The organism is Aeromonas sobria, assembly GCF_050266975.1.
In the GTDB taxonomy this organism is placed as follows: domain Bacteria; phylum Pseudomonadota; class Gammaproteobacteria; order Enterobacterales; family Aeromonadaceae; genus Aeromonas; species Aeromonas sobria_B.
Genome location: NZ_JBKISU010000001.1, coordinates 191,144 through 203,886 on the forward strand (window position 1 = coordinate 191,144; position 12,743 = coordinate 203,886).

Genomic DNA, 12,743 nt, shown 5'->3' on the forward strand with positions numbered 1-12,743 from the left:
AGCAATTCTCGTTTTCATTGGGCGGCGCTTTTTGCTACCGTGCGGGTCCAAAATGGTCACGAGACGGAGAGAGGTATGGGGTGGTACAGGCGGGCAGGCGCCCTGCTGATATTGATGGCCGGGCTCTGGTCGGGGCAAGGCGCCTGGGCCGCGACACACTGGCCCGTCACTGTAGTGGGGCAAGATGGTCCCCTGACCCTGAGCCGGGCTCCGGCGCGCATCGTCGCCCTCGAGTTCTCCTTTGTCGATGCCCTGGCCCAGGTCGGCATCAGCCCGGTGGGCATCGCCGATGACATGGATGCCGACCGCTTGCTGCCCGCCCTGCGCGAGCGGCTGGCGCCCTGGCAGTCGGTGGGCACCCGGGCTCAGCCCAGCCTGGAGGTGATCGCCGCCCTCAAGCCGGACCTCATCATCGCCGACTGGGAGCGTCACGGTGCCATCGCCGCCACCCTGCGTCAGATTGCCCCGACCCTGATGCTCTCCTCCCGGCGCGAAACCTATGAACAGAGCCTGGTGGCGGCCCAGACCATCGCCACCCTGGTGGGTCAGGGGGAGGCGATGACGACGCGCATCGCCCAGCACGGTGAGCGGATGGCCCGCCAGGGTGCCCGCCTGAGCACGCTGGCCGGCCGGGTGCAGTTTGCGGTGGCGCGGGAGAACGGCCTCTATCTCCATGCGCCCGATTCGTTTGCCGCCGGGGTGATCCGCGCCCTCGGCCTGACGGTGCCCGAGGTGGCGGCGCGAGACAAGGAGGCCTCTCGCCAGATAGGCCTTGAGCAACTGCTCGCCCTCAATCCCGACTATCTGATCCTCGGCACCTATGCCTCCCCCAACGTGGTGGATGGTTGGCAGCGGGAACCCCTCTGGTCGCTGCTGACGGCGGCTCGCGAGGGTCATCTGCTCAAGGTGGATGGCAATCGCTGGGCCCGCAGCCGGGGTCTGCTGGCGGCCGAGTCCATGGCCGAGGATCTGGTGCACGGACTGCTCCCCTGATGCGGCTGCTCGGTATGCTGTGCCTGCTGTTGATCATCTGCTGGACCAGCCTGTTTGCCTTCTCTTCGTTCCCCATTACCCCCGAGGCGGCCCTGGCGGGCGTCTGGGGCCCGGATCGGGATCAGATAAGCCAGGTGCTGGTGCATGATCTGCGTCTGCCACGCCTCTTGCTGGCACTGCTGGTGGGGGCGGCCCTGGCGGTGGCCGGGGCCCTGATGCAGGGGATCACCCAGAACCCGCTGGCTTCCCCCGGCCTGTTTGGCGTCACGGCCGGCGCCGGGTTTGCCATGGCGCTGGTCTCGACGCTGCCGGCCTGGCTCGGCCTTGTCCCGGGCGGGTTGGCTGCCGTGCTTGGCGGCGGCCTTGGCTGGCTGCTGGTGATGCTGGTGGGAGGCGGCTGGCAGCCGGGGCGGGACAAGGGGCAACTGGTGCTGGCCGGGGTGGCGGTGACGGCGCTGTGCGGCGCCGGTACCAAGACCCTGGTGATGCTGGCCGAGGATCAGGCGGTGGCCGTGCTCGGCTGGCTGGCGGGCAGTCTGGCCCAGGCGGACTGGGACAAGGTGGCCCTGCTGTGGCCTCTGACCTTGCCCCTGCTGCTGCTCGCCCTGCTGCTGGCCCCCGCCCTCAACCTGCTGGGGGTGGGGGAGGAGAGGGCCATCAGCCTGGGGCTGCGGCTGGGCTGGCTGCGGCTTTGGGGCAGTCTGCTGGTGCTGATGCTGGTGGGGATCACCGTCTTCGCCTGCGGCGCCCTCGGCTTCGTCGGCCTGCTGGTGCCGCACATGGCCCGTGCCCTGGTGGGGATGGACATGCGCCGGGTGCTGCCCCTCTGCCTGCTGCTGGGGGGCGCCCTGGTGGCGACCGCCGACCTGCTGGGTCGGGCCCTGGTCTTCCCCAGCGAGACCCCGGTCGGGGTCGTGCTGGCCCTCCTGGGCGCGCCCTATTTCCTCTATCTGGTGCGGGGACGCCGATGAACCGTCTGCTGATGTTTCCCCTGCTGTTGTCACTGCTGGTCGCCGGGGCGCTGGTCAGCCTCGCCCTGGGGGCCGTCCCCCTGAGTCCGGCCGAGGTATGGCAGGGGCTGTGGGGCGGGGCCGATCACTTCACCATTCAGGAGTACCGCCTGCCCCGCCTGCTGCTGGCGCTGCTGGTAGGCAGCATGTCGGCGGTGGCCGGGGTCATGGTACAGGGGGTGATCCGCAACCCCCTGGCCTCTCCCGATGTGCTGGGGATCAGCCATGGCGCCGGGTTGGCGGCCGTCGTGCTGTTGACCCTGCTGCCCGGCCTCTCGCTCTGGCTGCTGCCCTGGATCGCCCTGGCTGGAGGCTTGCTGGCAGCCCTGCTGCTCTGGCTGGTGTGTGCCCATCGCACCGCGCCGGTGAAGTTGGCGCTGTGCGGGGTGGCACTGTCGGCCCTCTATGCCAGCATCACGGATTTTCTGCTGCTCACCCGCCCGGTGGAGATCAATGCGGCCCTGCTCTGGCTGACCGGCAGTCTGTGGGGACGGGGCTGGCCCCAGTTGTTCGGGCTCCTGCCCTGGTTGAGCCTGCTGCCGCTGGTGCTCTGGCTCTGTCAGCGGCTCAACCTGGCCGGACTGGGGGAAGAGCAGGCCACGACCCTGGGGGAGCGAGTGGGCCGGGTGCGGCTGCTGGCCTTGCTGGTGGCGGTATGCTGGAGTGCCGCCACCGTGGCCATCTGCGGCCCCATCGCCTTTATCGGTCTGGTCTCCCCCCATCTGGCACGGGCCCTGGTGGGGGGCTGCCATCAGCGGCTGCTGCCCATGGCCATGCTGGTGGGGGCGTTGCTGTTGCTGCTGGCGGACTTGGCTGGGCGCATCCTGGCGCCGCCGCTGGAGCTGCCCGCGGGCATCATGACGGCCCTGCTGGGGGCCCCCTATTTTCTCTACCTGCTTTTCAAGATGAGGGCTGCATAGTGCTGGCTGTGGAACAACTGGTGGTGGGTTATGGCGGCGAGCCCGTGGTGCGCGGCATCGATCTGGTGCTGCCGTCGGGACGGATCACCGCCCTGATCGGTCCCAATGGTTGTGGCAAGAGCACCCTGCTCAAGGCGCTGGCCCGTATCCTTCATCCCAGTGCCGGTCGGGTGCTGTGGCGGGATAGCCCCATCGCCAGCGTGCCCGCTCGCCAGCTGGCGCGGGAGCTGGCCCTGTTGCCCCAGGTGCAGCAGGTGCCTGAGGGGGTGAGCGTGAGGGAGCTGGTCGGCTATGGCCGCGCGCCCTACACGGGGTTTTGGGGGCGGCTGGGGGCCGAGGACAGGGCCCAGGTTGCGGCGGCCCTGGCCGCCACCGGCATCGAGGCCCTGGCCGAGCGGCCGGTGAGCGAGCTGTCCGGCGGTCAGCGCCAGCGAGCCTGGCTCGCCATGGCCCTGGCTCAGGACACGGATCACCTGCTGCTCGACGAGCCCACCACCTATCTGGATCTCAACCATCAGGTGGAGCTGATGGGGCTGCTTGGCGATCTCCGGGCCAGGGGCAAGACCCTGGTGGCCGTGTTGCACGACCTGGATCAGGCGTGCCGCTATGCCGACTGGCTGGTGGTGATGGCGGCAGGACGAGTGGTGGCGCAGGGCACGCCGGGGGAGGTGATGACCCCGGCCCTGCTGGCCCGGGTATTTGGCCTGGATGCAGAAATACACCCGGACCCGATTGCCGGCACCCCCAAAGTGATCGTGCGCTGACCGGCCGAAGCGGTCAAGGGATGACGTCATCACTCCCCTGGCCCCAGTGATGAGCGCCCGCGGTTGTTTTTGTTGTATGAAGATGACTTGTTAAGAGGTATTTTCAGCCATGGAGATAGAAAGGGCTGGGGACTCATCGCTTCTTCAGACTCGGCTGAGTGCCATGTCATCTGAACCGGCAATCGCCGCGGATCAGGCTGCGCCAGCCGTTTCCTGTCAAGACTCGTTGCTCATCAGGAAAATCCATGCTGCCGGTATCCAGGATCTGCCTCTCGTCACTGCTGTGGTTGCTCTTCGCCTCCCAGGCCTGGGGGGAACCCACGAAGACGATTACCCTGGTGAGCTCGATAGATACCAAGGAGTCCATGTACGGACGCTGGCTCGAGCTTATCTACCAGGATGCCTTTGCCCGCCTGGGTTACGACTTCAGCTATGTCGGTTATCCGGGCGGCCGGGCCCCCCAGATGGCCGAGAGGGGGGAGGTCGATGGCGAGATCCACCGCTCCGCCGAGTATCAACGGCAGACCCGCACCCTGCTACAAGTCCCCGAATCTCACTTCACGCTCTCCTATGAGGCGTACGCCGTGACTCCGGGTATCCATCTGAGGGGATGGGATAGCCTGAGGGGGACCGATTATCGGGTGGAATATCGCCGTGGGGCCAAGCTGGCACAGGCCGCGCTGAGCAAGGTGGTCGCGCCAGAGAAGCTGTCGGATATTGGCACGGTAGAGCAGGGAATGGGCAAGCTGCTGATCGGCCGCAGCGATATCTATATCGAGCAAACCATCGTCGCCCAGCAAGCCCTGGCGGAGCAGGGAGGCAGGCCGGGGGCGAGCGCCAGCGTCTATGTGGCAGGCATCATGGACACGGCCGAGTCATTTGTTTATCTCCATCGCAGACACAGAGCGCTGCTGGCCCCCCTGGCCGATGTGATTCGACACATGAAGCAGGAGGGGACCATAGCGCGCTATCAACAACAAGCGTTGCAAACCGCGCCCTCCAGGCCGTAATGCCAGTCAGTCAAGGCGGACTGGCATTGTTTTTATTGGATTGTTTCACACCGTGCTGCTGTGGCCTTGGTCTCACGCCGCGGGGGTCACCTCGCTCCCTGCGTGCCGGCAGCACAAATTGCCCCGCCAGCTGCTCCGCCACCCTTTCGGAATATTCCCCGGTGATACATACGGCATGGAACCCAGTTCATGGATGAGGCACTCCGACGCCTGGGTCACCCCACCAGGTTGTTCACAGCCAGCTGCCGGGTGATGGCTTGCTTAAAAAGGTGGGTGTCCCACATTTGTACCCACATTTCGTATCCCAAATTTCGTCACGGGGCGGGACGACTATAGTAGGGCAGGTAGCGAGGGCGCCTCGTTTGGCCCGATCTATGCGGAAAAACAACAATGGAACCAAGGGTAGGGAGTTGTCATATGAAGCGTATTGTCATCCTGATGAGCGTCTGTTTGATGGGGGTGGGCATGGCCCATGGCGCCACACCGACGGCGCAACAGCAGTGCGAGGCCCAGGCGGCCGACAAGAAGCTGGCGGGAGCGGCCAGGAGCAGCTTTGTCCAAAAATGCGTGAAGGATAGGGCGGCGGGTGGCACCGCCAAGGCGAGCCAGTGCGAGCAGGCGGCCGCCGCCAAGAAGCTGGCGGGAGCGGCCAAAACCAGCTTTATCCAAAAATGCGTGAAGGATGGGGTGGCGGGGGGCACTGGCAAGGCGAGCCAGTGCGAGCAGGCGGCCGCCGCCAAGAAGCTGGCGGGAGCGGCCAAAAACAGCTTTATCCAGAAGTGTGTGAAGGATGGGACGGCGGGGGGCACTGGCAAGGCGAGCCAGTGCGAGCAGGCGGCCAGTGCCAAGAAGCTGGCGGGGGCGGCTAAAAGCAGCTTTATCCAGAAGTGCGTCAAGGGCGGCTGAGCACAACGTCTGGGGCCGCGCGCCGCATCGACCATGGGGGGCCTTGGCCCCCTTGCTTATCTTGCTGATGACTGGCCCCCGGATGAGGGGCTGTGTCCCTAGCCTCGGGCCTGCTTTTGGATGGTTGATGGCTGACCCCGGATGGGGGGCTGTCTCCCTAGCCGCTGGCCTGATTGTGATGGTTGATGGCTGGCTCCGGGTGAGGGGCCGCCTTCCTAGAAGCTGGCCCCCAGGCTGATGTACTGGCGCCACTCCTTGTCATCGACCGTGACGCGCCCTTGCGGGCCATTGAACCAGGCGTCGTCCCAGTCGAGCTCGCTGGACCAGGAGAGGCGCACGTTGTCATTGAAGTAGTAGCGCATGCCTATGCTGCCGTTGATGCTCTGGTTGAGGGTAAACAGCGGCGTGTCCTGATCCAGGTACTTGAGATAGGTCCCCTTGCTAAACAGCTCGATCCGCTCGTGCCAGATGGGCTGGCGATAGTCCCAGCCGAGGTTGGCGAAGGGGTAGGAGGCATGCAGCTTGCCAAACAGTTCCATGATGGCGTCGTTGTCATCGTTCCAATAGGCGTGACGCACCCCGCCAAGGGCGATGAGTTCGAGGCGGCGCTTCTTGTCGTTCCAGAAGCGGTAGCCCGGCCCGGTACCCAGGTCGAGGGAGAGGTAGTTGGTGTCGACCAGGTCATACTCGTAATCCAGCGAGCTGCGCCAGAACCAGCTCTGATCGAAGAAAATATCGACGATGGGTTTGAGCTGGTAGTCGTGGTTGTCCGTCTTGCCATCCTTGGTCTCGTAGTTGTACTCCCCCTCCAGGGTGTAACGCCAATCCATGTTGGCGACCTCCAGGTTCCCCTTGAGGTTGACGTCGTTGCTTCTGCTGGTGTTGCTCTTGAGCTTGATGTTGACGTCACCGTTGCCCGCCATGTGCCAGACGCGCTCGGCATTCCCGAGGGGATTGAAGTCGAACCCTCCCTTGGCGGTGGGCCTGGGCTGGTAGGGCTTGTCGAGCCGCCAGCGCATGATGGCGCTGCGCGCTATGGTGAGGGGCTGGCCATAGGGCAGCTTGATGCGCACCATCTTGTCGGTCATCTCCTCGACCTTGCCGCTCAGGCGATCGCCGTTGTGCATCCAGAGGATGTCGGCGGCAGCGAGCGGGCCGGCCCCCAGCAGGAGGCAGAGGAGCAGCAGGGGCCGCAGCCGGATCAGGGAGTGCATCATGGCCAGGCTCAGCCACCCACCAGCAGCGGCATGCCGCTCTTGCGCTCCAGCGCCAGGCTGGCCTGACCCGCATCCACCTCGGGGGCGTCGATAAAGCCCTTGACCGCCGGGCTCAGCACAAGGGGGGCGCCTTGCTCCAGCTCTTGCTCGGTGCGAGACAGGGGGGAGTGCACCTCCAGCCAGCGGCTGCCGTCGGGCTCGATGGCACTCTTGACCGGCTGGTTGATGACGCGAACCTGAGTGCCGACCGGCACCATGGCAAACAGGGACTCGATGTCATCGGGGCGCAGCCGGATGCAGCCGGCACTGACCCTCAGCCCCACGCCGAACTCCTTGTTGGTGCCGTGGATGAGGTAGTCCTTGTTGCCATAGCCCAGACGCATGGCGAACTTGCCAAGGGGGTTGTCCGGGCCCGGGGGCACCACGGCGGGCAGGTCTATGCCCTTTTGCTCCAGCCAGGACTTGCGCACCATGGGGCCTGGGGTCCAGGTGGGGTTCGGGTTCTTGGCGATGACGGTGGTGGTCATCTCGGGGGTTTCGCGGCCGATGTCGCCTATGCCGATGGGCAGCACCACCACCTCCGCCTTGCCCTTGGGGAAGTAATAGAGCCGCAGCTCCGGCAGGTTGATGACGATCCCCTCCCGCGGCACGTCCGGCAGCAGCATCTGGGTCGGCAGGGTCAGCCGGGTGCCCGGCTTGGGCAGATAGGGATCGACCCCGGGATTGGCCTCCAGCAGAGCGAGGAAGCCTGTCTGGGTGTGCGCCCCGATCAATTCCAGGTGATCCCCCTGTTGCACTATGTAGTCTTCGGGGGCGCCGATGAGGCGGCTGTTGGCCTCGGGCAGGGGGTAACGGGTGGCGAGGGCAGAGCCTGCCCAGCAGGCGGTCAGGAGCGGCAGCAGAATACGCAAGTTGAGCATCATGAGTCCAAGTCGTCGAAATGGGTCCCTCTGGGAGGGGAAAATGAGGGCGAAATTGTCAACCAATCGGGCCGTGAAAGCCAGCCCGGCAGTCGAACCGGGGAGGGCGGCGTCCCTGCCGGGCAAGGTGGGAGCCAGTCAGGTCAAGCCTCTCCCCTGGTGGGGAGGAGGGCGCGGCCCAGGGCGTTGTCCCAGGTGGCGCATTTCTATCCAGTTGGTTGATCTTCAAAGAGATTGAGATTGATCTTCGCGCCGGGAGTGAGTCAGAATAGCCGCCACGGAGAGATGCCGGAGTGGCCGAACGGGATTGACTCGAAATCAATTGTGGCAGCAATGCCACCCAGGGTTCGAATCCCTGTCTCTCCGCCACATACCAAGCCCGACCTATTGATTAGGTCGGGCTTTTTATTTGCGCGCCATGCTATGTGACGCTGGCTGGCATGGGATCCGGCGACATGCGTTGAACGGCATCTGCAGGGATGCCCTGGGTCCGGGCGGCGCCATGACGTCAGCGCAGTTCCCCACGCCGGCGCGGCGCCGGTCGAAATGGCCAGGCCAGCAAGGCCCAGAACAGATCCCCGAGCAGGGCGCCGAGTACGCCGCCCAGCAGACCGCAGACGATGGCCTCCTGCTTGAGGGGAACCACATAGCCATAGTGGGCCAGGGTGTCACTGACCAGTTCGCGACTGGCTCCGCCGAGCAGGTGCAGCGTCTGGCGATACCAGGGGGCGGTGGCCAGGGCCTGCTCCTGCCTGAGCATGCGCTGCTGTTCGATCAGCTGGCGAATGCTGCCGGCGTCGCCGCGCACCACAGGGTCCTGGCTCTCCTGATAATGGTGGAGCAAGGCACCGAGATCGCCGGCGAAGTGACGCTCGGCGTTGGCCTGGAAGGGAGAGAGGCTGAGCTCGGCCTGCTGCAGGCGGGCATCGATCCGCTGGAAATAGAGTTCGAGCAGGCCGGGCAGCTGTACGCCGGCCAGCAGGCCGAGGGCGAACAGCACCATTCTCAGATAGCTGCGCATGACGGGATCCATGTCAGAAGAGGGCGGGGCATACTAGATCGAAAAGGGAGCCCGCGCCAAGGCAGCGTGTAACATCTGGAAACAGTTGGTGGGTTGTTTTTCCAGGGGCGCGCACTAACATTTGCCCCTTCGTACCCAGATGAGAGAAGAATCGAGCATGAACAGACAGGCTGGACTGTATGTGGCCCCGCTGTTGGGCGCCCTGGTCGCATTGAGTTGGTGGCTGCTCCCTGGGCACGGCCTCTGGGCGCGTTGGGACATGGGGATCTTCCGGGGCTTCAACGTCCTGCTCGCCGAGCCTGGCCCGTGGCGGCTGATCATGGCCATCACCAACCACCGTCTGTTCGATCTGGTCTCCCTCTCCTGCATGGTGGGGATGTTGCTGACGCTGTTTCTGCGCAGTGACGGCCAGGGGCGCGCCCGCTGGGTGGCCATGGGTCTGCTGATGGTGGTGACGGCCCTGCTGCTTAATCGCATCGGCCACCTCATCCCGCTCGAGCGTCCGAGTCCGACCCTGAGCATGCCGGGGGCGCTGCGTCTGACCACCCTGATCGATTTTCCGACCAAGGACGCTTCTAGTGACAGCTTTCCCGGCGATCATGGCCTGATGCTGATGATCTTCGCCGCCTTTATGTTGCGCTTCGCACCACGCTGGATGGGGTGGGCTGCCTGCGCCATGGTCGTGCTGTTTACCCTGCCGCGCATCATGGTGGGGGCGCACTGGTTCACCGATATCTACATGGGGTCGCTCTCCATCAGCCTCATCATGCTGCCCTGGTTGCTACTCACACCGCTCTGCGAGCGGATACTGGCCTGGTTGACCCCACAGGTGGATCGCCTGTTTGGGCGCTGGTGGCGCCAGGCAGCCAGATAGGCAAGGCGGGGTCACCCACACAACCGCTCCGTTAAGCGCCCAGTACAGGGCAGGAGAGTCCGGAACACCGCATGGGTTCCGGATTTTTTTCATCTCTATCCCGCAGGGCTCATACCAGGACATCGATGCACCGGCTCGGCTGACTCGGGCGCCAAACCGGCTGGTGGGGTTGTCTGCGGTCACCTGGTCTGCGCCTTGGGAACGGGGTGGGCTTTAGTAAAATTAATGGCACATCTACTTTAATCATTTGAGCTAATGCGCTTGCCGGACAAGAATGCGAGCACACCGGCACTGTCCCAGCCTCGCCATATTACTGATTACCATGGGAAATCACCGCCCTGAACCCAGGTGCCCCGACCGGCCGCTCAGGCCGCGATGGCGGGGGATCCGGTGCCAGCTTCCCCGCGACGGTTGGTTGAGGGGGGAGAGTCCGAGCAACCCAACCCCATCACAGGAGAGCGTATGTCCCCCGTTTTACCGCGTATTGACCCGAGGATCGCCGAGATAGCCCCAGGCTTTCGTGCCATCAGCATCACGGTGGCGGCGGGCCCGCTCCTTTATCCCGACGTGGCCAGGGCGCGGCTAGCCCGGGCCTGCGAGTCTCTCCTCGCCAGTCGCCCCGAGTGGGGGGAGACGCACTTCACGGCCTGGGCTGAGGTGTTTCGGCGCTTTGGTGCCAAGGCGCAGCGCACCCCCAACTCAGCGCAGGCGCTCTACCAGCGCGTCCAACGTGGCGGCAGCTTGCCGACCATAGACCCGGTCGTGGATCTCTATAACGCCACCAGCCTGATGTATGGGGTGCCGATCGGTGGGGAAAACTATGGCGCCTATGTGGGGATGCCGCACCTGACCATCGCCGATGGCAGTGAGCGGTTCGATACGGTCAAGGAGGGCATCATCATCCAGGAATCCCCCGCGCCGGGGGAGGTCATCTGGCGCGATGAGCAGGGGGTGACCTGTCGCCGCTGGAACTGGCGTCAGGGGGTGAGGACGCGCCTCGATGCAACGGCGCAGCAGATGTGGTTCATCCTGGAGAGCCTGCCGCCCATGCCCCTTGAGGCCTTGCAGGCGGCGGCGAATGATCTGGTGGAGGGGCTCTTGCAGATGATGCCCGATGCCAGGATAGCGCAACATCTGATCGACACCCGGGCATAGCCGGTGGCGGTCACCCGTCGGATCAGGGTCTGAGCACGCCACGTCTTCGCCAAGGTAATGAGTCCCGAGCCCAGGCCTATGGGGCCTGGCCTGGGACCCATGCAGACTGATGCGCTATCTCTCGGCAGCCGCGCCGCCCATTAACGCAACCCGGCGATGGTGAAGCCACCGTCGACCAGCAGGCTCTGCCCTGTGACAAACCGGGCTTCGTCGCTGCACAACCAGGCGACCACGTCTCCCACCTCGTCCGCTTTCCCGATGCGCCCTGCCGGTGTCAGGTGCACGAAGGGTTTGAGGGTCTCCTCATTGGCGCCCATTCGTTGCGCCATCGGGGTGTCAATGATGCCGGGATTGACGTTATTGATGCGGATGTTGTGCGGGCCAGCCTCCAGCGCAAGGGCGCGGATCATGGCATCCAGCCCGCCCTTGCTGGCGGAATACGCCGCCGAGCCCATACTCGCGCCGTGAGTCAGCCAGGAGGAGGTATTGACGATCGCGCCACCGTGGCCGGCGCTCATTGCCGCCAACTCATGTTTCACCGACAGCCAGACACCCTTCAGGTTGATGGCGATCACGCGGTCAAATTCTGCCTCGCTCATCTCGCTGATGGGGGCAAACCCTTCCACCCCCGCATTGTTGAAGGCCGCATCCAGCCGCCCAAACTGGGCCAGTGTCGTGGCTATCAACGCCTGTACCTGATCGCCGTTCGAGACGTCCGTGGGCACCGCAAGCGCCTCGCCCCCCTGTTCGCGGATCAGACGAACCGTGTCCAGCAGCGCGGACTCTCGTCGTCCGGCGACCACCACGCTGGCGCCGTCCCGGGTAAACGCCAGCGCCGCCGCCCGACCAATACCGCTCCCCCCACCCGTGACCAGCGCGACACGACCTTGCAGACGTAATGATTGAGACATGTTTGTACCTCGTCAAATGAGCATGTTGAACCGAGGCCAGACTATAAGTCGATTTATTGCTGTTAATAAGTAGGGTTATATCCCATGATTTGCTGGCTTATATTCATCAATAGAGGGCAGCATGCGCACGAGTGAGTTTGGCGAACTGACGGCATTTGTGGCCGTCGCAGAGGAGAAGAGTTTTCGCAAGGCGGCTGCCCGCTTGAATCTCACGGCATCCACACTCAGCCACGCCTTGCGGGCGCTGGAGGAGCGGCTCGGCGTGAGACTGCTGAACCGCACCACGCGCACAGTGTCACCGACCCAAGCGGGTCTGGCCCTGCTGGCGGAGATAGCCCCGGCGTTCAACACCATTGCCAATGCCGTCGAGAGCGTGAATGCGTTCAGGGAGAGTCCGCGGGGGAGGGTACGGATCAACATGCCCAGGATCGCCGCCGACCTGGTATTCCTGCCGCAGCTGCCGGCATTTTTTGGTCGGTACCCGGATGTCCGGCTGGAGCTGACCACCCATGATGGCTTCGTGGATATCGTCGGGGAAGGCTTCGACGCGGGCGTGCGGATCCGGGACGACATCCAGCAGGATATGAGCGCGGTGCGTCTGACCGCGGATTTCCATGTCGCTGTGTACGGTTCCCCGGCGTACTTCGAGCAGCGCGCCATCCCTCAGACCCCTGCCGACTTGCAACACCATGACTGCATCGGTCTTCGGGAGATCAGCGGGGGATCCCTATATCGCTGGGAGTTCGAGAAAGAGGGCAGACGCCTGGCGGTGCCGGTAAGCGGCCCTCTGACGGTCGACAGCATCGGCATGATGACCCGCATCGCACTGGACGGCATAGGGTTAGTCTACACGGCGCAAAGCCCCGAGCATGATGAGCTGGTTGCCACGGGCAGATTGATCCGGGTCCTGGCCGACTGGTCGATCAGCTACCCCGGCTTCTTTCTCTACTATCCCGGCCACAGGCAGTTGCCTGCGGCGCTGCGGGCCGTGATTGACGTCTTTCGTCTGCAGGGCGAGCATGGGCACGCTCGGTGAGTCATC

Annotated in this window: 12 protein-coding genes, 1 tRNA gene and 2 pseudogenes; 10 read left to right on the top strand and 5 right to left on the bottom strand. The window is 64.7% G+C overall.

What is annotated here, in order from left to right; genetic code table 11:
- Positions 1-75 precede the first annotated feature (75 nt).
- From ACLHZ1_RS00890 to ACLHZ1_RS00910, 5 genes are all read left to right on the top strand, one after another.
- Positions 76-993 (top strand): Fe(3+) dicitrate ABC transporter substrate-binding protein, encoded by a 918-nt coding sequence (locus ACLHZ1_RS00890; RefSeq protein ID WP_427260567.1) that lies wholly within the window; start codon positions 76-78, stop codon positions 991-993.
- Positions 993-1,964, top strand: coding sequence for an iron chelate uptake ABC transporter family permease subunit (locus ACLHZ1_RS00895; protein WP_427260568.1), 972 nt, complete (start codon positions 993-995; stop codon positions 1,962-1,964). The genes ACLHZ1_RS00890 and ACLHZ1_RS00895 overlap by 1 nt, the downstream gene beginning before the upstream one ends.
- Positions 1,961-2,923, top strand: a complete 963-nt coding sequence (locus ACLHZ1_RS00900) for an iron chelate uptake ABC transporter family permease subunit (RefSeq protein WP_427260569.1) — start codon at positions 1,961-1,963, stop codon at positions 2,921-2,923. Before ACLHZ1_RS00895 ends, ACLHZ1_RS00900 begins: the two co-directional genes overlap by 4 nt.
- Positions 2,923-3,687 carry a Fe(3+) dicitrate ABC transporter ATP-binding protein FecE gene (gene fecE / locus ACLHZ1_RS00905; RefSeq protein WP_427260570.1) on the top strand — a complete coding sequence of 255 codons (765 nt, stop codon included), beginning with the start codon at positions 2,923-2,925 and terminating at the stop codon, positions 3,685-3,687. Before ACLHZ1_RS00900 ends, fecE begins: the two co-directional genes overlap by 1 nt.
- A gap of 245 nt (positions 3,688-3,932) precedes the next feature.
- On the top strand, positions 3,933-4,697 hold the full coding sequence (locus tag ACLHZ1_RS00910; RefSeq protein ID WP_427260571.1) for a hypothetical protein: 765 nt from the start codon (positions 3,933-3,935) through the stop codon (positions 4,695-4,697).
- A gap of 10 nt (positions 4,698-4,707) precedes the next feature.
- Here the strand turns inward: ACLHZ1_RS00910 and ACLHZ1_RS00915 are convergent.
- A pseudogene (locus ACLHZ1_RS00915) lies at positions 4,708-4,907 on the bottom strand (IS4 family transposase); the annotation flags it as partial.
- 207 nt (positions 4,908-5,114) lie between these two features.
- Between ACLHZ1_RS00915 and ACLHZ1_RS00920 the strand changes: the two are divergent.
- Positions 5,115-5,498: pseudogene (locus ACLHZ1_RS00920) on the top strand (hypothetical protein); the annotation flags it as partial.
- A 320-nt stretch (positions 5,499-5,818) separates the two neighbouring features.
- Here ACLHZ1_RS00920 and ACLHZ1_RS00925 read toward each other — a convergent pair.
- Together ACLHZ1_RS00925 and ACLHZ1_RS00930 are read right to left on the bottom strand one after the other, a co-directional pair.
- Positions 5,819-6,820: a DUF481 domain-containing protein gene (locus ACLHZ1_RS00925; RefSeq protein ID WP_427260572.1), complete on the bottom strand. Its 1,002-nt coding sequence runs from the start codon at positions 6,818-6,820 to the stop codon at positions 5,819-5,821.
- Positions 6,821-6,828: 8 nt separating this feature from the next.
- Entirely contained in the window at positions 6,829-7,740 is a 912-nt protein-coding gene (locus ACLHZ1_RS00930; protein WP_427260615.1) for a L,D-transpeptidase family protein, read from the bottom strand.
- Between the two features lie 279 nt (positions 7,741-8,019).
- Here ACLHZ1_RS00930 and ACLHZ1_RS00935 point away from each other — a divergent pair.
- A tRNA-Ser gene (locus ACLHZ1_RS00935) sits at positions 8,020-8,109 on the top strand.
- 139 nt (positions 8,110-8,248) lie between these two features.
- Here the strand turns inward: ACLHZ1_RS00935 and ACLHZ1_RS00940 are convergent.
- A complete protein-coding gene (locus tag ACLHZ1_RS00940) occupies positions 8,249-8,773 on the bottom strand; it encodes a DUF2937 family protein (RefSeq protein ID WP_427260573.1) in 525 nt (174 codons plus the stop codon).
- A 145-nt stretch (positions 8,774-8,918) separates the two neighbouring features.
- Between ACLHZ1_RS00940 and ACLHZ1_RS00945 the strand changes: the two genes are divergently transcribed.
- Positions 8,919-9,635: a hypothetical protein gene (locus tag ACLHZ1_RS00945; protein ID WP_427260574.1), complete on the top strand. Its 717-nt coding sequence runs from the start codon at positions 8,919-8,921 to the stop codon at positions 9,633-9,635.
- Between the two features lie 462 nt (positions 9,636-10,097).
- Positions 10,098-10,790: a B3/B4 domain-containing protein gene (locus ACLHZ1_RS00950; RefSeq protein WP_427260575.1), complete on the top strand. Its 693-nt coding sequence runs from the start codon at positions 10,098-10,100 to the stop codon at positions 10,788-10,790.
- 140 nt (positions 10,791-10,930) lie between these two features.
- Here the strand turns inward: ACLHZ1_RS00950 and ACLHZ1_RS00955 are convergent, their stop codons facing one another.
- Positions 10,931-11,701, bottom strand: coding sequence for an SDR family NAD(P)-dependent oxidoreductase (locus ACLHZ1_RS00955; protein ID WP_427260576.1), 771 nt, complete (start codon positions 11,699-11,701; stop codon positions 10,931-10,933).
- Between the two features lie 121 nt (positions 11,702-11,822).
- Here ACLHZ1_RS00955 and ACLHZ1_RS00960 point away from each other — a divergent pair, with 121 nt between their 5' ends.
- Positions 11,823-12,737 (top strand): LysR substrate-binding domain-containing protein, encoded by a 915-nt coding sequence (locus ACLHZ1_RS00960; RefSeq protein ID WP_427260577.1) that lies wholly within the window; start codon positions 11,823-11,825, stop codon positions 12,735-12,737.
- Positions 12,738-12,743: the final 6 nt, after the last annotated feature.

What these genes read in the sequence shown, in the direction of transcription:
- ACLHZ1_RS00940 (WP_427260573.1), bottom strand. Translation starts at nt 8,773, where the DNA reads ATGGATCCCGTCATGCGCAGCTATCTGAGAATGGTGCTGTTCGCCCTC.
- ACLHZ1_RS00900 (WP_427260569.1), top strand. Translation starts at nt 1,961, where the DNA reads ATGAACCGTCTGCTGATGTTTCCCCTGCTGTTGTCACTGCTGGTCGCC.
- ACLHZ1_RS00930 (WP_427260615.1), bottom strand. Translation starts at nt 7,740, where the DNA reads ATGCTCAACTTGCGTATTCTGCTGCCGCTCCTGACCGCCTGCTGGGCA.
- ACLHZ1_RS00890 (WP_427260567.1), top strand. Translation starts at nt 76, where the DNA reads ATGGGGTGGTACAGGCGGGCAGGCGCCCTGCTGATATTGATGGCCGGG.
- ACLHZ1_RS00925 (WP_427260572.1), bottom strand. Translation starts at nt 6,820, where the DNA reads ATGATGCACTCCCTGATCCGGCTGCGGCCCCTGCTGCTCCTCTGCCTC.
- ACLHZ1_RS00960 (WP_427260577.1), top strand. Translation starts at nt 11,823, where the DNA reads ATGCGCACGAGTGAGTTTGGCGAACTGACGGCATTTGTGGCCGTCGCA.
- ACLHZ1_RS00910 (WP_427260571.1), top strand. Translation starts at nt 3,933, where the DNA reads ATGCTGCCGGTATCCAGGATCTGCCTCTCGTCACTGCTGTGGTTGCTC.
- ACLHZ1_RS00950 (WP_427260575.1), top strand. Translation starts at nt 10,098, where the DNA reads ATGTCCCCCGTTTTACCGCGTATTGACCCGAGGATCGCCGAGATAGCC.
- ACLHZ1_RS00895 (WP_427260568.1), top strand. Translation starts at nt 993, where the DNA reads ATGCGGCTGCTCGGTATGCTGTGCCTGCTGTTGATCATCTGCTGGACC.
- ACLHZ1_RS00955 (WP_427260576.1), bottom strand. Translation starts at nt 11,701, where the DNA reads ATGTCTCAATCATTACGTCTGCAAGGTCGTGTCGCGCTGGTCACGGGT.
- ACLHZ1_RS00945 (WP_427260574.1), top strand. Translation starts at nt 8,919, where the DNA reads ATGAACAGACAGGCTGGACTGTATGTGGCCCCGCTGTTGGGCGCCCTG.